Genomic DNA, 17,213 nt, shown 5'->3' with positions numbered 1-17,213 from the left:
CCGCCTATCATGCACTGGAACTCCCGGAGGGCACGGAATGGTATTGGCGTGGCTCGTCGCACTTCCGTTCATAGCCGCGGCGCTCATTGCGCTCACGAGGCGGCACGCTGCCGCGCTCTGCACGCCGATCGCCTTCGCGGCGGCGCTGTTCGGCTGCGGGCTGCTGCTCAGCGAGCGCGTGGGCATTGCCGACCACGACGTGATGCAATGGCGCCATGAGTGGGTGCCCGACATCGGCCTCGCGCTATCGCTGCGCCTCGACGGCCTCTCGTTCATGTTCGCGCTGCTCGTACTCGCGATCGGCCTGCTTGTCTTCATCTACGCACGCTATTACCTCGCCGGCAGCGATGCGTTGCCGCGTCTGTACCTGCTGCTTCTGCTCTTCATGGGCGCGATGCTCGGCATCGTGCTGTCGAACAACCTGCTGCTGCTCGTCATCTTCTGGGAGCTCACGAGCCTCGTCTCGTTCCTGCTGATCGGCTTCTGGCCATGGCGGCCCGACGCCAGGCGCGGCGCGCGCATGGCGCTTACCATCACCGGCGCGGGGGGCCTCGCGCTGCTCGCGGCCGTGCTGCTGCTCGGCCACGTCTGCGGCAGCTACGAGCTGAACGACGTGCTCGCCCAGGCCGACGGAGTGCGCCACGATCCGCTCTACCCGGCCATCCTGCTGCTCACGCTATTCGCGGCGTTCACGAAGTCGGCGCAGTTTCCCTTCCATTTCTGGCTGCCGCACGCGATGTCGGCGCCCACGCCCGTGTCGGCCTATCTGCATTCGGCGACCATGGTGAAGGCCGGCGTGTTCCTGCTCGCGCGTCTCTATCCGGTTTTCGAAAGTTCGCCGCTGTGGGCGTACACGGCGACGCTCGCCGGGCTCGTCACACTCGTGGGCGGCGCCGCGATGGCGCTGATCCAGCGCGATCTGAAGGGCCTGCTCGCGTATTCCACCATCAGTCATCTCGGCCTGATCGTGCTGCTGTTCGGCCTCGACACGCAGCTTTCGACCGTCGCCGCGCTCTTTCACACGATCAACCACGCCGTGTTCAAGGCGTCGCTCTTCATGGCCGCGGGCATCATCGATCACGAGACGGGCACGCGGGATCTGGGCCGTCTGCGCGGTCTGCGCAGGTACATGCCGCATACGGCCGCGCTCGCGAGCGTGGCGTCGCTCGCGATGGCCGGCGTGCCGCTGCTCAACGGCTTCCTCTCCAAGGAAATGTTTTTCGGCGAAACGCTCGCGCAAAGCATGTTCGGGCCCTTCAACCTCGTCGTGCCGGTCATCGCGATCGTGGCCGCGGCGCTCTCGGTGGCGTACTCACTGCGCTTCGTGTGGGGCGTGTTCTTCGACGGCAAGACGCCGCGCGACCTGCCGCGCTATCCGCCGCACGAGCCGCCGCGCTTCATGAAGCTGCCGGTCGAAATTCTCGTGGCGCTGTGCCTGCTGATCGGCCTGTTCCCGCAGCAATGCATCGGGAGGCTGCTCGAGTCCGCGGCGTGGTTCACCGTTGGCGGCAACCTGCCCCGCTACGACCTGAGTCTGTGGCACGGTATCAACACGCCGCTCGTGATGAGCGTGGTGTCGTTCGCGGCCGGCGCGGCCCTCTTTTTCCTGCGCCGCAATGCGTTCCGCCATCACCGCACGCTGCTCACCGAGCTGAACGCCAGTGAAATCTTCGACCGCCTCGTGCAGCGGCTCGAACAGAGCGCCGGTGTGATCGTGCGCGTGTTCGAGACGCGTTCGTTGCCGGGCTACCTCGCGTGGATGATCGCGGCCATGCTGATGGTGCCCGGCGTATCGCTCGTCGCGCCCGGCAGTTGGAGCGGCGGCCACGCGCGCTTGCCGCTCGATCCGGTTACGCCCGGCGGCCTCGTGCTGATGTCGCTGCTCGCTGTCGGCGTGGTGCTCGTGCGAGCGCGCACGCTTTACGCGCTCGTGATGCTGAGCACCTGCGGCCTGCTCGTGTCGCTCGTCTTCGTGCGCTTCTCCGCGCCCGATCTCGCGCTCACGCAGATCTCCGTCGAAGTGGTCACGATCCTGCTGCTGGTGCTGGCCGTCTATTTTCTGCCCGCGTTGCAGAACACCGTCGAGCCGCTTCCCGTGCGGTTGCGCAACGGCGTGCTGGCGCTCGCGGGCGGCGCGCTGCTCGGCGCCGTCGCATACAGGATCATGACGAGCGCGCCGGCGGCGGGCATCGCGCCGTACTTCCTCGACAACGCGCTGCCCGGCAGCGGGGGCCATAACGTCGTCAACGTGATCCTCGTCGATTTTCGCGGCTTCGATACGATGGTCGAAATCAGCGTGCTGGTGGTGGCGGGGCTCGCCGTCAAGGCGCTGTTGCGCGGGCTGCGCCTGAAGTCGCCCGACGCGGGGCCGGACGGCCGGCCGTGGTCGTCGCAATCGCATCCGCTGATGCTCGCGATTCTCGCGCGGCTCATGCTGCCGCTCACCATACTCGTCGCCGTGTTCGTGTTCCTGCGCGGCCACAACCTGCCAGGCGGCGGCTTCATCGCGTCGCTGATCATCTCGATCGCGCTGTTGCTGCAGTACGTCGCGAACGGCGTGCTGTGGACCGAGTCGCGCATTCATCTCAACTACCGCTCGCTCGCCGGCCTCGGCATTCTGATCGCCGCGGCCACGGGGCTCGGCAGTCTCACGTTCGGCCGGCCGTTCCTGACCAGTGCGTTCGGGCATCTGCATCTGCCGCTCATCGGCGAAATCGAGCTGTCCACGGCGATGCTGTTCGATTTCGGGGTGATGGGCGCGGTGGTCGGCACGACGCTCACGATCGTCTCGCACCTCGGCGTGCGCGACAAGGACATGCAATCCGTGGAGAAAAGCTGATGGAAGCCGCCTTTGCCATCGCGATCGGCGTGCTTTGCGCGTGCGGCATCTATCTGCTGCTGTGCGCGCGCGTGTTGCCCGTGATTCTCGGCATCACGCTGTTCTCGTACGCGATCAACCTGTTCCTGCTCGGCATGGGACGGCTCGCGCTCGGCAAGCCGGCCGTCATCGCGGCGGGGGCGCAATACGTCGATCCGGTGCCGCAGGCGCTCGTGCTGACGGCCATCGTGATCGGCTTCGCGATGACAGCCTTCACCGTGGTGCTCGCGCTGCGCTCGTTTTCGATCACGGGCAACGATCACGTCAATGGCGAGGAGACGCGCAGCGAATGAACCACGCCCTCCTGCTCCCGATCCTGATTCCGCTCTTCACAGCGGGAGTCATCGTCGCGTTGCCACTGCGCGCGAATCGTCTGCAGCGCGCGGTCAACGTGGCCGCCATCATCGCGCTGCTGCCCATTGCGTGCCTGCTGATGGAGCGCGCGGCGCACGGTGAGATCATGAGCTACGCGCTCGGCGCATGGCCCGCACCGTTCGGCATCGTGCTGCAACTCGACCGGCTCGGCGCGCTGATGCTGGTGCTCACCGCCGTGCTGGCGCTCTGCTGCCTGCTCGGCACCTCGAGCGAGGACGCGAGGCGCGGCCGTTATTTCCGCGCGCTGTTCCAGTTCGAGCTGATGGGCCTGAACGGCGCTTTCCTCGCGGGCGACCTCTTCAACCTGTTCGTGTTCTTCGAGCTGCTGCTGATCGCGTCGTACGCGCTGCTGCTGCATGGCGGCGGCGCGCGGCGGGTGCGCAACGGGCTGCACTATCTGTTGATGAACCTCGTCGGCTCGTCGTTCTTCCTGATCGCTGTCGGCGTGCTCTACGGCATCACGGGCACGCTCAACATGACGGACATGGGCGAACGTCTTGCCCGTCTTGGCCCCGGGTCGCTGCCGCTCGCGCAGTTCGCGGGCGCGACACTGATGCTCGTGTTCGGCCTGAAGGCCGCCGTCTTTCCCATGTCGTTCTGGCTGCCGCAGGCATACCGCAGCGCGATCGGCCCGGTGGCCGCGCTGTTCGCGATCATGACCAAGGTCGGCATCTATGCGATGCTGCGCTGCGACGCACTCGTGTTCGGCGCGGCGGGCGGCGTACTCGATGCGTTCATGCATCAATGGGCGTGGTGGCTCGCGATCGCGACGATCGCGTTCGGCGCGCTGGGCGCGCTCGCGGTGTCGAGTCTGAAGACCACGACGGGCTATCTCGTGCTCGTCTCGGTGGGACTGCTGATCGCGGCGATCACGCAGCAGACGCCGCTTGCATGGAGCGCGCTGCTCTACTACCTGATCAGCACGACGCTCTGCACAGGCGCGCTGTTCCTGCTCGCGGACACGCTCGAACCCGACATCGCCGCGACGATCCACGCCGCCCCTGCCCCCTACGTCGTCGTTTCCGCCGATGTCGATACGATCGAACCCGGCTCGCTCGAAGCGCTCGACGACGCGGCCGCGGCCGCCATCACGCCTGAGCCGGACGACGAAGTGGTGGCGACGCTGGCGCGGGTGCAGCCGCTGCGGGTCGCGGCGGCCGGTGCGGTTGCCGTGCTTGCCGTCGCCCCCGCTCCCGCCGAAGCCCAGGGCAAAGTTGAAGCGGCCTCGCCAACGCATGCGCCGTGGCCGTCGAAGCTTGCCGCGCTGCTCTATCTGATCGCCGCGGTGGGCGCCGCCGGCCTGCCGCCGCTCTCGGGCTTCCTCGGCAAGGCAATGGTGCTGGCCGCCACGCCGGGCGGCGCGGCAGCCGTGCTGTGGCCGGCCGTACTGCTGTCGGGCCTGCTCTCGATCGTCGCGCTGAGCCGCACGGGCACGCGGCTGATGTGGGCCGAGCCGGCCGCGCGCGCCGCTGCCGGCGAAGAAGCGCGCGCACCGCGCGGCAGCAACGCGAAGCTCGCCGCCTGCTCCCTGCTGCTCGGCTGCGTCATGGCCATCACGCTCGGCGCGGGCGCGGTGCGGCACTATCTCACAGATACGGCGGCGCAGCTCTTCGATCGCGGTGCTTACGTGCAGGCGATTCTGTCTGACGCGGACGCGGCGCCGACGGCGCAGGCAGCACGCGCCGACGACGGCAAGGGGAACTGACGATGTTGCGACGGCTCTTCCCTCACCCCTGGCTCACCGTGGTGCTGATCATTTGCTGGGTGATGCTGATGAATGACGTCTCCCCGGGCAATCTGCTGCTCGGCGCCGTGCTCGGCTGCGTGATCTCTTTCCGCGTAGCCGAAGGCCTGTGGCTGCGGCCGGTCCGCTTCGTCCGGCCGTGGCTGCTCGTGCGTCTCGCCTGGCGTGTGGTCGTCGACATCATCGTCGCCAACGTCGAAGTCGCGCTGCTCGTGCTCGGGCCGACGAAGCGGCTGCGCCCGGCGTTCATCGAAGTGCCGCTCGACAGCACCCATGAGATCGCGCTCACGTTACTCGTCAGCGTGGTCTCGCTGAGCCCCGGCACGCTGTGCGCCGAGCTCAGCGACGACCGCACGCAGCTCTGCGTGCACGTACTCGACCTCGACGACGAAGCGGAGCTCATCGCGCTCATCAAGTCCCGTTATGAAGGCCCATTGATGGAGATCTTCGCATGCTAGCCATCGTCATCCCGATCTCGCTCGCGATCCTCGGCATCGCGTTCCTGCTCACGCTCTGGCGACTCGTGCGCGGTCCGTCGCTGCCCGATCGCATCGTCGCGCTCGATACGCTGAACATCAACGCGATCGCGCTGATCGTCGTGTACGGCATCAGCCTGCGCTCGACGGTCCTCTTCGAAGTTGCGCTGCTGATCGCGGTGATGGGTTTCGTGGGCACCGTCGCGCTCACCAAGTACCTGCAGCGCGGCGACATCATCGAACTCAACTAGCGGGAGGCATACCGATGCAATTCGTTATCGAAGCGATCGTTTGTGTGCTGCTGCTCGTCGGCAGTCTGTTTATGTTCATCGGCGCGATCGGGCTCGCGCGGTTGCCTGACTTCTTCATGCGGCTGCACGGGCCGACCAAATCGACCACCCTCGGTGTGGGTGGAATCGTGTTCGCGTCGGTGGTGTATTTCAGCGTGCACCACAACTATGCAAGTCTGCATGAGTTGCTGATTCCCGCGTTTTTGTTTCTGACGGCGCCCATTAGCGCTCATATGCTGGCGAAGGCTGGGATTCAGCAGCAGGTGCCGTTGTCAGGGGCGACGCGCGGGCGGCCGCCTGTTACGGGGGCGTGTGCGGAGCGGGGGGATGCGGGGAAGAATTGACAGCACGCGCGCCGCCCTGCTCTTGCTGATTCTGACCGCGACCCGCAGCGGCGCGACGTAGGATGGATTCGACCTGAAGGCCGGGGTGTGGACCATTTCCGGCGAGCGGATGAAAGCGAAAGAGCCGCATCGCGTTCCGCTTTCGGCGGCAACGCTTGCTGTCGTCAAGACGTTAAAGGAACAGAAGCAGCAAGAGACGTTGGTGTTTCCGTCGCCTCGCGGCAAGTTGCTATCCAATATGACCTTGACGACGCTGCTACGCCGGGTCAAGGCGAACGACGATAAACGCGGCGATGCGCGCGACCTTGCCGAGCGGGCCTTGGGGCGTACCGTTGCGAACGGGAAATTTTTTCATTGCATGAACCGCAGGGGATAGCGCCAGCAACAGCACCGGCACAATAAGACTTCGGCGGAGTATTTTCATCGCCTTCAGCCCCGTTATGACAGTGTTTCAAGCACGGAGATGTCCTCCGCCTTCTGCTCGATGCCGTCTATTGCCTACCTGATGGAGTGCCGCGACACGGCGAATCCTCCGCCGGTGTAGTTTTGACAAAAGGTTTCATATCGGGGTTGGAAAGCGCAAGCAGGTTGAGTGTTGCAGCACCAAACTGCTTGGCGAACTCATCGTACAAAGCGTTGTTGTAGTCGGCAAGCGGCAGTTCAAGAGGAAAAAACCTCTCCGTTACAGCCTGCACCTTCTCAGCGTCGAGCGTGTACGAGACGAGCGCCTGCTTATCTTCGGACCACATAACCACGACACGTCGCCTTTCTGGAATATTCGCCATCAATAGCTGTTGCGACTTGCATTTGAAATCGCCCGTACTTGCAATCGACGCGATTTCCTGCTCGAAATCACTGAAACTGATGGGACTCGAATCCGCAGCGGTCGATTGCCCTGATCAGGATGTCAGGCGTCAGTTTCCAGACAAAGTTCGATTGCCTCGCAAAGTACCACTCCTTCAGCGCCGCAAGACGGCTCTAGAACGAACAATGCCCGTCGCCCGGCTGCAAGGTCTTCCACACATCGGGTAATCCTGGACACATCAACGACGGGAGATCGCGAATCCACTCGGCCGTCCACCCAGCTCAGCCACTGGCCGACCTCGGCTGTCGAAAATCTGTAAGCCGGCGAAATCAGAAGGCGTGAGACGACATTTTGTTCAGCGAAGTCGACCATGCGTTGCGATACGACGCCGGTAAAGCGAAAAGTTCCGGTTGTCCCTCCGACTCGCTGGAACTGGAGCTGCAGTTCTCGTTCGCTTGGATGGTGCTCAATTTTGATGAGCTCGGCATCGTGGAAGGTGGGGATGTCTTCGAAACCGATAGCGTTCCGATAGGTGGTGTTGTTCATATGACACTCTGGGTCGCTCAAAAAGGAAGGATGGACATGGGCACACCCGCTCCGCGCCTCAACTTTCCGGTCAGCGGGTTGATTGCCCAGTTGTGTGCGTGCGGAATACCTTGGCCGTGATCGTGATCAAAGTCAAAATCGACCACCGGGTTGCCGTCATCGCCATATAAGCGCATCTGCCCACTGCCAGGGTTTGTGTACCAAGTGCCCGGCTCTCCGGTATTGGGCGTTTTTGCAATGTCGAAGGCATCGGCGGTTGGAGCATCTTCGGTGTATTCGAATGGTTGCGCGTCGCCAAGCAGCGTTGAGGCGCCTCTATCGCCAGCCCTCGCTGCGCGCGCAGCGGCTAACTGGGCTTGCCAGGTGGCCGGATCGTACTGGGCGGACCTCGCGAAATTCCTCAACGGCGTACTGTCGTAAGGTGACGGAAACAGGCTATCGCGCGGGCCTTGACAAGCAGTTTGCCCCGGCGAACCTCTTCGAGAAGCGCGACGATGACCCACCAGCCATCGGTGTCAAGGTTGCGGTTTCGCACGTTGTGAAAAAACAGCCAGCTCTGGCCAATGAGCTTCCTGATCAGTTTCCCGTCCTTCTCCCATTGCCGGCGGTTCAGGTCGGCAATACCGAGAAATTCGCGGGTTTCTGCCCTGGCTTTCCCGAGGTCTGCGGCCTTCCCGAGGCACGCCTTGTAGTGCGATTCGTTACAGATGACATAACGGGCACCCGGTGGCCTCTGGCAGAACAGTTCTACCGAGAACATCTCAAATACGGACAGGGACATAGGTGTGTCGACGGTTTATCTGAAGTCGCTGCCGGGCTTGGCAGCAGTCAGATGATTACCGTGCGACAGACATTCGTACATGGGCGACGGCCCAAAATCTCCGCAGCTTTCGATAAAAGAAAAAAGCACCCGCCAGAACGTTGCGGTTTTTCGTGCCCGCAGTGCGAATGATCGCGAGATGTTAGCGCCAATTCAAAACTGACCCACCGCCGAAGTAAACCTGACCCACTTGGGAGAGGATGGCGGCTTTTTGCCGCCGATGCTGTCTCAGGAGCAAGCAGTAGAAATCAAGGTATGGGCAAGGCGGGAAACGGCGGTGTGTGAGATAGCACGGCAAACGGGCTTATCGCGCAACACGGTGCGCCGCTATTTGCGGGATGACCAGGCGGGCCGTTACAGGCAACGCGAGCCACGCCCGACGAAGCTCGACCTGTTCAAAGACTATCTGCTCGAACGTGTGGTTGCTGCACGACGGCACTGGATTCCGGCGACAGTGCTGTTGCGGGAGGTGCAGGAAGCCGGCTACCAAGATGGTGTCAGCCAGCTCAAGGCATTTCTGGCGCCGTACAAGCGTGCTGGGCCCGAGCCGGTGGTGCGCTTCGAAACGCCGCCGGGCAAGCAGATGCAGGCCGACTTCACGGTCATCCGGCGTGGCCGTGCGCCGCTGCCGGCGCTGGTGGCGACACTCGGATGCAGCCGTACCGCTTCGTGCGCTTTACTGCCGGCGAGGATGCCGCCACGCGGTGCGAATGCCTGCGCGAAGCGTTCGCCTACTTCGGCGGCAAACGCGAGCACGTGCGGTTCGATCGAGCGAAGTCCGTGGTTATCGAGCGCGACGCGCTCGGTGAAGGCGAGCATCGATGGAACAGGCAATTAGGAACACCAGCCCACCATGCCCTGGCGCAACGTGCCAGCGTTCGTTAAGGCGCATATTGCGAGCTCCCAGCAAGACGACGGCACGCGCGCCGCCCTGCTCTTGCTGATTCTGACCGTGACCCGTGGGGCGAGATTCACGGCACGACGTGGGAAGAGTTCGAGCTTCTCCAAAAAAAGCCGACTCGGGAGGGTCGGCTGTTGCCTATCAGTCGAAAGACTCAGGGGCGACCGCGCCCCCCTCAATTACCAGATGTGCAGCATCGTTGCCCGGCGCGAAGAAGCGCCAGTCCTCGTCATCTTCAACGCCGTCCGGGATCACCACAAGGCGATACCCTTGCGAAAACGAAATGACGATGCCGCCCGCGTCGTTTGCCGATGCATCCTCGACCTTGAGAGGCCCTTGCCCGACGAGCATTTCATGCAAGCGCCGGGTCGTGACGTGCGCCTTTTCATCGGAGCCCCGCAGATCCTCTCTCGTTGCTACGGTGACGCCCTCTCGTTCGAGCTGCCAAGCACATTGCACATGAAGCGCCCACTCTCCATCCTCCCGACTTTTTCCCCGAAGCATGTACCGCCGCTGTGGGCCAAATTGCATGGTGACCATGTCTCCCGCATGGCTAACCCAGCTCACATCAAGCCCGACGAGCACAGCAAGCCGCCCCGCAATTTCTGTCCTTGCATCAATCATCACCACCTCCAAACATGTCCTGCCCCCGCTCCAACATTTCGTGATACCCGAGGCCTTGCTTACTGATATCGTCATGAAGCTGCCTGGCCTGATTTTTATTCAGCCCCAGCGCCTTTACAACAGCCTTGAACTGCTTGTTTTGCGCCAGGTTGTTGCGAGGTGTTCCCTCACTACCCGCGACCTGCACAGCGTCCACATCAGGCATGTCCGGCTGATAGGCGAACGGCTGCGCGTCGCCAAGCAGCGTTGAGGCGTCCCTGTCACTAGCCCTCGCTGCGCGCGCAGCGGCTAACTGGGCTTGCCAGGTGGCCGGATCGTACTGGGCGGACCTCGCGAGATTCCTCAACGGCGTACTGCTGCAGGGTGACGGAAACAGGCTATCGCGCGGGCCTTTAATGACAAGCAGTTTGCCCCGGCGAACCTCTTCGAGAAGCGCAACGAAGACCCACCAGCCATCGGTGTCAAGGTTGCGGTTTCGCACGTTGTGAAAAAACAGCCAGCTCTGGCCAATGAGCTTCCTGATCAGTTTCCCGCGCTACGCGCGAGTGATCAATGAATCAGTTTCTCTACGTTTTCGAATTCAATAAATAATTCCGCCCCAAGCGATGCAGTGATTGTGATAATGCGCGAGCCGGGATTGTTGACCTTCCAATACGTTTTATCAAGTAACGCCTTTGCGTTTTGATGAGCCTCAGAACCCGGCATCAGTTCTTTAATATCATAGACGATATTTTGTATGAGCATTTCTGTTAGCAAAAGCCGGGTAGCACCTTGAAAGATCAAAGATGTTACAGTTTCGCCAAGTCTCAGTTTTAGTGTGAGGGAATTGGTTAAATGATCCACGTCGATTCCTATGAGATAGGAGTCGTGGAAGCCATCAAGGGTTTTGGCATTGTCCATATCTGTTGATGTTTGACGGCTTATCTGAAGTCGCTGCCGGGGTTGACAGCAGTCAGATGATTACCGTGCGACAGACATTCGTACATGGGCGACGGCCCAAAATCTCCGCAGCTGAGCCTGTCAGAAATTTTGTGTTCAAGGCATAAATGTACCCAAAGGAGCATGTATGCCAAGCAAACCGAAAGCAGGGTCTACGCCCCCGTCCGGTCCCGCCTTCGTCGCGGCGACCTCCATCGCGGCGCGGCGGCGCGCGGCGATCTCCGCGCCGCATCTCGCGAATGCGTTACGTGCAGCGAGGATCTCCGCCTCATCGTCGGAGAGAACCGGCTTCACTTCGATCGACTCCGGCTTCATAGCTTTCCCCGTTCGGCGCGGTCGATCAATGCCGACCGAAACGACTCACGCGCGTTCGCCTCGATCCATTCCCAACTCCTCGTTTACGGCCCCACGTCAGCCGTTTCAGAACAACCCCCGACCCATGACCGCCACCCGCCCGCATCGCTGATGTCGATCGCACCCGCCAGCGCCGCGCTCTCGCACAGAAAGCCCTGTACGAGCGACCCGTCGGCAAGCTTCAGCGTGCCGATCCCGAGCGGCGGCGCAATCCCGGCCACGAAGCTGCCATAGGCGCAGACCGGCATCTCCCAGACCTCGACCTCGATCGCCACGCCGTCATGAGCCGTACGCACCAAGCCCGGCTTGCCGACTGCGCCGGGCGCGGCCGGCAATGCGTAAAGCCGGTACTCCTGCGCGGTGCGTGTGGTGCGGATGAGGCGCGCGTTGCGCTGCGTGAGTTGCCAGTTGAGCGGTTGCCCCGTCAGATGCGCGCCAACCACCGCGACGCGCGTGCGGCCGTTCAAGTCGTCGCTCGGGTTGGCGGCTTCCGCGCCCGTTTCGTCATTGCCGAGCCATGCTTTCGCGAGGTCGAGCAGCCAGGCGTCTTCGTGAGCTCGCGCAACGAACGTGATGCCGAAAGGCAGTCTGGCATGCCGCCCCACGGTGCACTGCCCGGCCGGCACGGCGAGCGCAGAAAGGTCGAGCAGATTGACGAAGTTCGTGTAGTAGCCGAAGCGTGAGTTCACACGGATCGGATCGGCTTCCAGTTCGTCGACGGTCGCCGTCGTCGCCGAGGTCGGCATGAAGATCGCGTCGATCGAGGACCAGACGCGTTCGCTTTGCAGCCTCAACGTTGCGAGGCGATCGAAGGCCTCGAACACGTCCGCAGCGCTCCAGCGCGCCGCGCCACCAATGATCTCCCTGATCACCGGATGAAGCGCCTCAGGCTTCGCCGCATGGAACTCGCGTATCGCCGCAAGCCGTTCCGCCACCCACGGCCCTTCGTAGAGCAGGCGCGCCGTGGCGAGGAACGGCTCGAAATCGATCTCCACGAGGTGTGCGCCGGCTGCCTTCGCGCGTGCGAGCGCGGCATCGAATGCGGCGCGATACGAGTCGTCGCCGAAAAACTCGAGCTGCGCGGCACGCGGCACGCCAAGCCGCACGCCTGCCAGCGACCGGGCTTCGCGTGGTCTTGCTGCGCCCGCGAGGGGCGACCACAGGCGGCCATAGGGATCGTCTTCGGCCACGCCGCGCGCCGCATCGAACACGATGCGCGCGTCGCCGATCGTCTGCGCGAAGATTGTCACGCAATCGAGCGATTTGCAGGCGGGCACGACGCCCTGCGTGCTGAGCACGCCCTTGGTCGGCTTCAGGCCGATCAGGCCGTGAAACGCGGCGGGCACGCGGCCCGAGCCCGCCGTGTCGGTACCCAGCGAAAACGCGACGATGCCGAGCGCTACGCTCACGGCCGAGCCGGAGCTCGAACCGCCGGAAGCGTAGCGCATGTCGAGCGCATTGCGGCACGCTCCATATGGCGAGCGCTGGCCGGACAGGCCGGTTGCGAACTGGTCGAGATTGGTCTTGCCCACCGGAATCGCACCAGCCGCGATCAGGCGGGCGACCACGGGCGCACTCGTCTGTGGCACGTAGGCGTAGTCGGGGCAGCCGGCCGTGGTGGGAATGCCCGCGAGATCGATGTTGTCCTTGATCGCAAACGGCACGCCATAAAGCGGCAGGCTCGCCGGATCGCGATCCTCCAAAGCCTCGGCGTAGCGCATCATCTCGTCGCGCGTGAGCGGGCGGATCCAGGCGTGATGGGGGTCGCCCTCGGCAAGGCGTGCGGCGATCGAATCGACGAGCTGCGCCGGCGTAAGCGTGCCGTCGCGATACTGCGCTTGCAGTCCGGCAATCGTCATGGGTTGCGCTGCATTCATACCTGGGATTCCTCTTGAAGTGTGGGGGTGCGCGCCTCGACGCGCAGCACCATGAGTCGTTGTCCGCTGACGATGGCCGCCCCTTCGCTGCAATCGACCGATTCGATCGTGCCCGCCTCGCTCGCGCTTACGGAGACTTCCATCTTCATCGATTCGAGAATGGCGACAACCTGCCCTTTCTCGATGGCATCGCCCGGTTTCACGAGCAGCTTCCAGACGCTGCCGGAAAGATCGGCCGACAGTGCCAGGCAGCCTTCGTCGAGCGCATCGCCGGCGCCGCCGGACGCCGTACCCGCGCTCTCCTGATCGGCGCTGTATTGCGTGTGGCCCGCCGCGCGCCAGCGTTCGCGCTCCGCTTCGAACGCGGCCTGCTGGGTCGCCTTGAACGCCGCGATCGAACTGGCCTGTTCACGGAGAAGCTCGCTGTAAGCGCCGAGATCGAATACAGACTCTTCGATCTTGAGGCTGGCGCGACCGGCGATGAAGTCGGCGCGCAGCTGCGCGAGCTCCGCTTCGCTGACTTCGTAGAAACGAATCTCGTCGAAAACGCGCAGCAACCAGGGCTTGCCCGCCTCGAACTCGCGTGTGGTGCGATAGCGGTTCCACATCTGCACCGTGCGGCCCACGAACTGATATCCGCCCGGCCCTTCCATGCCGTACACGCACAGGTAGGCGCCGCCGATGCCGACCGCGTTCTCCGGCGTCCACGTGCGCGCCGGGTTGTATTTGGTGGTGACGAGCCGGTGGCGCGGATCGAGCGGCGTTGCGACCGGCGCGCCGAGATAGACGTCGCCTAGGCCCATGACGAGGTAGCGCGCGTCGAACACGATGCGCTTGACGTCGTCGATGCTCTCGAGCCCGTTGATGCGGCGGATGAACTCGATATTGCTCGGGCACCACGGCGCGTCGGGCCGCACCGACTGCATGTACCGTTCGATCGCGACGCGCGTGGACGGGTCGTCCCAGGAGAGCGGCAAATGCACGATGCGGTTCGGCACACGCATCTCGGTGACGGGGGGCAGCTCGCGCTCTGCCCGCTGCAAATGCTCGATGAGCTTCTCGCGCGCCAGCACGCGTGGGTCGAAGTGCACCTGCAGCGAGCGGATGCCGGGCGTGAGGTCGACGATGCCCGGCAGGTCCGCCCTTTGTAGCCATGTCATGAGCGCATGCACGCGAAAGCGCAGATTGAGGTCGAGCACAAGCGGACCGTACTCGATCAGCAGATTGCCGTCGCCCGAGCGCCGATACACTACGCCGATCCCTTCGCCTGCCCCGGCGTCGCGATACAGCACGCACTCCCCAGCGGGCGCAGAAGGTGCAGCCGGTTCCCGCTTTTCGACCACGCGCGCGAACTGTACGGTATCGCCCGGACGGAGCTGGCCGAGCTTCCAGAGCTCCTCGCGCACCACCGTGACGGGGCAGACGAAGCCGCCAAGGCTCGGCCCGTCCGGCCCGAGGATCACCGGCATGTCGCCGGTGAAATCGACGGCGCCGATCGCGTAGGCGTTGTCGTGGATGTTCGACGGATGCAAGCCGGCCTCACCGCCGTCCGCACGCGCCCATTGCGGCTTCGGCCCGATCAGGCGCACGCCCGTGCGGCTCGAATTGTAGTGAACCGCCCAGCGCGTGCCGTACAGCATGTCGATGTCGGCGGGCGTGAAGAAGTCGGGCGCGCCATGCGGACCGTCGAGCACGCCGAGCGTCCAGTGGCTCGTCAGCTCGGGAATGCGGGCCGCAGGGAGCGTGGCGCCCGCTTCGCCCGAGCCGGCGTCTTCGGCAAAGTGGAGCACGTCGCCCCGCCGCAGCGCGCGGCCCGCATGACCGCCGAACTGACCGAGCGTAAACGTGGCCTTGCTGCCGAGATAGTCCGGCACCTGGAGGCCGCCCTTGACGGCGAGATACGCACGCACGCCTGCGCCGGTCACGCCACCGAGCTTCAGCACGGCGCCGGGCGCGGCGCGCTGCACCTGCCAGAACGCGACCGGTGCGCCGTCGAGCGTCGCCGCGAGCGGCGCGCCGCCGAGGACGAAAAGCGCGGTGCTGTTGAAGCGCAGCGTTGCGCCCACCATCGTGAACTCGAGACCGGCGGCGTCGGGGGCGTTCCCGACCAGCTCATTGACGAGATCGAACGAGAGATCGTCCATCGGGCCCGAAGGCGGCACACCGACGTCCCAGTAGCCGAGCCGGCCGGGTGTCTGTTGCACGGTGGTCTGCACACCGCCGTCGAGCACGTCGATCGTATGCGGCGCGAACGCGAAGCGCGACAGGAAGCCCGTGGTCTGCTCGGCGCGTGCGAAGGTGCTCGAACCGGCAATGGCGCGCAAATAGTCGAGGTTCGTTTCGATGCCGTAGAGATGCGTGCGCGAGAGCGCGTCGCGCAGCGCTGCGAGCGCCTCCGCACGCGTTTCCCCCTTGACGATCAGCTTCGCAAGAAGCGGATCGTAGAACGAACTGATCTCGGTGCCCGCCTCGACCCAGGTGTCGACGCGCGCATCGGACGGAAAGTCCACATGGGTCAGCGTGCCCGCGCTCGGCTGGAACTGCTTGTGCGGGTCTTCCGCGTAGAGGCGCACCTGGATGCTCGCGCCGTTCGGCGCGCGTGCAATCGTTTCCAGCGGCGGCAACGTGCCTTCGGCTTGGCGAATCATCCATTCAACGAGATCGAGGCCCGTCACCGCCTCCGTCACGCAGTGCTCGACCTGCAGGCGCGTATTCACTTCCAGGAAGTAAAAGCGCCGCTCCAGCGTGTCGAACACGAACTCCACCGTGCCTGCCGAAGCGTAGGCCACCGCCTGAGCAAGCCGCACCGCGCTCGCATGCAGCGCCGCGCGTTCCACGTCGGAGAGGCCGGGTGCAGGCGTTTCCTCGATCACTTTCTGGTTGCGCCGCTGCACCGAGCAGTCGCGCTCGCCGAGCGCGATCACGCCGCCCTTGCCGTCGCCGAATATCTGCACCTCGATATGCCGCGCGTGCTCGACGAACTTCTCCAGGTAGACGCCGGCGTTGGCAAAGTTCGCCTCCCCCAGACGCGCGACCGACGCAAATGCGGCTTCGAGCTGTTGCGCGTCGCGACACAGCGCCATGCCGATGCCGCCGCCGCCCGCCGTGCTCTTGAGCATCACCGGATAGCTGATGCGCGCGGCCTCGGCTTGCGCGCTCGCCAGATCGGGGAGCAGGCCCGTGCCGGGCAGCAGCGGCACGTCGTGCGCGCGCGCGAGCGCACGCGCCGTATGCTTGAGGCCGAACGCGCGCATCTGCTCCGGGCGCGGACCAATGAAGCGGATCCCCGCCTCTTCGCAGGCCTGCGCGAACGCTGCGTTCTCCGAAAGAAAACCATAGCCTGGATGCACGGCGTGTGCGCCTGTCTTGCGCGCCGCGTCGAGGATGGCAGCGACGTTCAGGTAGCTCTGCGCCGCCGGGGCGGGGCCGACGCACACCGCTTCATCGGCTTCCAGCACGTGGCGCGCATGCCGGTCCGCCTCCGAATAGACCGCGACCGAAGCGATACCCAGCCGGCGCAGCGTGCGAACTACGCGGCACGCAATCTCGCCGCGATTCGCAATCAGAACCTTGCCGAAGCTCATGACGCCTCCCAGATGGTCAACCGCACAGGCGTCGGGTTATAGCCGTTGCAAGGATTGTTGAGCTGAGGACAGTTCGAGATCAGCACACTCACGTCCATATGCGCGCGCAATTCGACATATTTGCCGGGCGCCGAAATGCCGTCCTCGAACGTCAGCTTTCCCTCCGGGGTAACTGGCACATTCATGAAGAAGTTGATGTTACTGACAATGTCGCGTTTGGTCAGACGCGCATGGGCGCCACAGTCGCAATGCGTGATGACATTCAGAAAGCTGTCGCGGCAGTTGTGCATATAGCGCTTCTCGAGTGCGTAACGCACGGTGTTGCTCTCCGCCGCGCAAGCGCCGCCGAGCGTATCGTGGCGCCCGCAGGTATCGGCGACGATGGTCAGCATCGGGTTGCCCAGGTTCGACATCAGGACGCTGCCTGCCGTGAGGTACAAATTGCCCTGCTCGCGAATCGTGTCCTGCGCGCTATAGCGCTCGAGCGGGTCGGCGCTGTTGTAGAAGAGCGTGTCGACGGCCTGGTTGCCTTCGAGATCGAGAATGCGCAGCACCTCGCCGCGCTTTAACGGGTGAAGCCACGGCTCGCCTGCGAGCAGCGTGAAGTCGTAAGACGCGCGTTGCGTGTCCAGTTGGCTTTCGACAATAGGCATGAC

At 64.1% G+C, this 17,213-nt stretch carries 18 protein-coding genes and 1 pseudogene; 8 read left to right on the top strand and 11 right to left on the bottom strand.

The window, feature by feature from the left end; genetic code table 11:
- Positions 1-37: 37 nt before the first annotated feature.
- The 7 genes from LJ655_RS05980 to LJ655_RS05950 all read left to right on the top strand — a co-directional run bounded on the left by LJ655_RS05980 (position 38) and on the right by LJ655_RS05950 (position 6,483).
- On the top strand, positions 38-2,839 hold the full coding sequence (locus LJ655_RS05980) for a monovalent cation/H+ antiporter subunit A (protein WP_230560344.1): 2,802 nt from the start codon (positions 38-40) through the stop codon (positions 2,837-2,839).
- A complete protein-coding gene (locus LJ655_RS05975; protein WP_230560343.1) occupies positions 2,839-3,171 on the top strand; it encodes a Na+/H+ antiporter subunit C in 333 nt (110 codons plus the stop codon). The genes LJ655_RS05980 and LJ655_RS05975 overlap by 1 nt, the downstream gene beginning before the upstream one ends.
- The gene (locus tag LJ655_RS05970) at positions 3,168-4,958 is read left to right on the top strand and encodes a monovalent cation/H+ antiporter subunit D (protein WP_230560342.1); all 1,791 of its coding nucleotides are present in this window, start codon (positions 3,168-3,170) and stop codon (positions 4,956-4,958) included. Before LJ655_RS05975 ends, LJ655_RS05970 begins: the two co-directional genes overlap by 4 nt.
- 2 nt (positions 4,959-4,960) lie before the next feature.
- The gene (locus LJ655_RS05965; RefSeq protein ID WP_230560341.1) at positions 4,961-5,455 is read left to right on the top strand and encodes a Na+/H+ antiporter subunit E; all 495 of its coding nucleotides are present in this window, start codon (positions 4,961-4,963) and stop codon (positions 5,453-5,455) included.
- A complete protein-coding gene (locus LJ655_RS05960; protein ID WP_008922284.1) occupies positions 5,449-5,724 on the top strand; it encodes a K+/H+ antiporter subunit F in 276 nt (91 codons plus the stop codon). Before LJ655_RS05965 ends, LJ655_RS05960 begins: the two co-directional genes overlap by 7 nt.
- Before the next feature lie 14 nt (positions 5,725-5,738).
- Positions 5,739-6,107 carry a Na+/H+ antiporter subunit G gene (locus LJ655_RS05955; protein ID WP_230560340.1) on the top strand — a complete coding sequence of 123 codons (369 nt, stop codon included), beginning with the start codon at positions 5,739-5,741 and terminating at the stop codon, positions 6,105-6,107.
- Positions 6,108-6,192: 85 nt separating this feature from the next.
- Complete coding sequence (locus tag LJ655_RS05950; protein WP_230560339.1) at positions 6,193-6,483, top strand: hypothetical protein; 291 nt, start codon at positions 6,193-6,195, stop codon at positions 6,481-6,483.
- A gap of 115 nt (positions 6,484-6,598) precedes the next feature.
- Here LJ655_RS05950 and LJ655_RS05945 read toward each other — a convergent pair whose 3' ends face one another.
- From LJ655_RS05945 to LJ655_RS05930, 4 genes are all read right to left on the bottom strand, one after another.
- Positions 6,599-6,892 (bottom strand): hypothetical protein, encoded by a 294-nt coding sequence (locus tag LJ655_RS05945; protein ID WP_230560338.1) that lies wholly within the window; start codon positions 6,890-6,892, stop codon positions 6,599-6,601.
- 122 nt (positions 6,893-7,014) lie between these two features.
- Entirely contained in the window at positions 7,015-7,458 is a 444-nt protein-coding gene (locus LJ655_RS05940) for a hypothetical protein (RefSeq protein WP_230560337.1), read from the bottom strand.
- A 17-nt stretch (positions 7,459-7,475) separates the two neighbouring features.
- The gene (locus LJ655_RS05935) at positions 7,476-7,862 is read right to left on the bottom strand and encodes a hypothetical protein (protein ID WP_230560336.1); all 387 of its coding nucleotides are present in this window, start codon (positions 7,860-7,862) and stop codon (positions 7,476-7,478) included.
- The gene (locus LJ655_RS05930; protein ID WP_230560335.1) at positions 7,859-8,239 is read right to left on the bottom strand and encodes a hypothetical protein; all 381 of its coding nucleotides are present in this window, start codon (positions 8,237-8,239) and stop codon (positions 7,859-7,861) included. Before LJ655_RS05930 ends, LJ655_RS05935 begins: the two co-directional genes overlap by 4 nt.
- 259 nt (positions 8,240-8,498) lie before the next feature.
- Between LJ655_RS05930 and istA the strand changes: the two are divergent.
- Positions 8,499-9,115 (top strand): annotated as a pseudogene (istA, locus tag LJ655_RS05925) (IS21 family transposase); the annotation flags it as partial.
- A 205-nt stretch (positions 9,116-9,320) separates the two neighbouring features.
- Here the strand turns inward: istA and LJ655_RS05920 are convergent.
- From LJ655_RS05920 to LJ655_RS05890, 7 genes are all read right to left on the bottom strand, one after another.
- Positions 9,321-9,803 (bottom strand): hypothetical protein, encoded by a 483-nt coding sequence (locus LJ655_RS05920; protein ID WP_230560334.1) that lies wholly within the window; start codon positions 9,801-9,803, stop codon positions 9,321-9,323.
- Positions 9,796-10,284: a hypothetical protein gene (locus LJ655_RS05915; protein ID WP_230560333.1), complete on the bottom strand. Its 489-nt coding sequence runs from the start codon at positions 10,282-10,284 to the stop codon at positions 9,796-9,798. Before LJ655_RS05915 ends, LJ655_RS05920 begins: the two co-directional genes overlap by 8 nt.
- 68 nt (positions 10,285-10,352) lie before the next feature.
- Complete coding sequence (locus tag LJ655_RS05910; RefSeq protein ID WP_230560332.1) at positions 10,353-10,703, bottom strand: hypothetical protein; 351 nt, start codon at positions 10,701-10,703, stop codon at positions 10,353-10,355.
- Positions 10,704-10,838: 135 nt separating this feature from the next.
- A complete protein-coding gene (locus tag LJ655_RS05905; RefSeq protein ID WP_230560331.1) occupies positions 10,839-11,057 on the bottom strand; it encodes a hypothetical protein in 219 nt (72 codons plus the stop codon).
- 83 nt (positions 11,058-11,140) lie between these two features.
- Positions 11,141-12,973, bottom strand: coding sequence for an allophanate hydrolase (gene atzF / locus LJ655_RS05900; RefSeq protein WP_230560330.1), 1,833 nt, complete (start codon positions 12,971-12,973; stop codon positions 11,141-11,143).
- Positions 12,970-16,557, bottom strand: a complete 3,588-nt coding sequence (gene uca, locus LJ655_RS05895; protein ID WP_230560329.1) for an urea carboxylase — start codon at positions 16,555-16,557, stop codon at positions 12,970-12,972. Before uca ends, atzF begins: the two co-directional genes overlap by 4 nt.
- Positions 16,554-17,210, bottom strand: a complete 657-nt coding sequence (locus LJ655_RS05890; protein ID WP_230560328.1) for an urea amidolyase associated protein UAAP2 — start codon at positions 17,208-17,210, stop codon at positions 16,554-16,556. The genes uca and LJ655_RS05890 overlap by 4 nt, the downstream gene beginning before the upstream one ends.
- Between the last annotated feature and the right edge of the window lie 3 nt (positions 17,211-17,213).

Source organism: Paraburkholderia translucens, assembly GCF_020881035.1.
In the GTDB taxonomy this organism is placed as follows: domain Bacteria; phylum Pseudomonadota; class Gammaproteobacteria; order Burkholderiales; family Burkholderiaceae; genus Paraburkholderia; species Paraburkholderia translucens.
This window is presented reverse-complemented; position numbering and strand designations above follow the sequence as displayed.

What these genes read in the sequence shown, in the direction of transcription:
- LJ655_RS05965 (WP_230560341.1), top strand. Translation starts at nt 4,961, where the DNA reads ATGTTGCGACGGCTCTTCCCTCACCCCTGGCTCACCGTGGTGCTGATC.
- LJ655_RS05890 (WP_230560328.1), bottom strand. Translation starts at nt 17,210, where the DNA reads ATGCCTATTGTCGAAAGCCAACTGGACACGCAACGCGCGTCTTACGAC.
- LJ655_RS05905 (WP_230560331.1), bottom strand. Translation starts at nt 11,057, where the DNA reads ATGAAGCCGGAGTCGATCGAAGTGAAGCCGGTTCTCTCCGACGATGAG.
- LJ655_RS05940 (WP_230560337.1), bottom strand. Translation starts at nt 7,458, where the DNA reads ATGAACAACACCACCTATCGGAACGCTATCGGTTTCGAAGACATCCCC.
- LJ655_RS05945 (WP_230560338.1), bottom strand. Translation starts at nt 6,892, where the DNA reads ATGGCGAATATTCCAGAAAGGCGACGTGTCGTGGTTATGTGGTCCGAA.
- LJ655_RS05980 (WP_230560344.1), top strand. Translation starts at nt 38, where the DNA reads ATGGTATTGGCGTGGCTCGTCGCACTTCCGTTCATAGCCGCGGCGCTC.
- LJ655_RS05930 (WP_230560335.1), bottom strand. Translation starts at nt 8,239, where the DNA reads ATGTCCCTGTCCGTATTTGAGATGTTCTCGGTAGAACTGTTCTGCCAG.
- LJ655_RS05970 (WP_230560342.1), top strand. Translation starts at nt 3,168, where the DNA reads ATGAACCACGCCCTCCTGCTCCCGATCCTGATTCCGCTCTTCACAGCG.
- LJ655_RS05955 (WP_230560340.1), top strand. Translation starts at nt 5,739, where the DNA reads ATGCAATTCGTTATCGAAGCGATCGTTTGTGTGCTGCTGCTCGTCGGC.
- uca (WP_230560329.1), bottom strand. Translation starts at nt 16,557, where the DNA reads ATGAGCTTCGGCAAGGTTCTGATTGCGAATCGCGGCGAGATTGCGTGC.
- LJ655_RS05960 (WP_008922284.1), top strand. Translation starts at nt 5,449, where the DNA reads ATGCTAGCCATCGTCATCCCGATCTCGCTCGCGATCCTCGGCATCGCG.
- LJ655_RS05910 (WP_230560332.1), bottom strand. Translation starts at nt 10,703, where the DNA reads ATGGACAATGCCAAAACCCTTGATGGCTTCCACGACTCCTATCTCATA.
- atzF (WP_230560330.1), bottom strand. Translation starts at nt 12,973, where the DNA reads ATGAATGCAGCGCAACCCATGACGATTGCCGGACTGCAAGCGCAGTAT.
- LJ655_RS05975 (WP_230560343.1), top strand. Translation starts at nt 2,839, where the DNA reads ATGGAAGCCGCCTTTGCCATCGCGATCGGCGTGCTTTGCGCGTGCGGC.
- LJ655_RS05920 (WP_230560334.1), bottom strand. Translation starts at nt 9,803, where the DNA reads ATGATTGATGCAAGGACAGAAATTGCGGGGCGGCTTGCTGTGCTCGTC.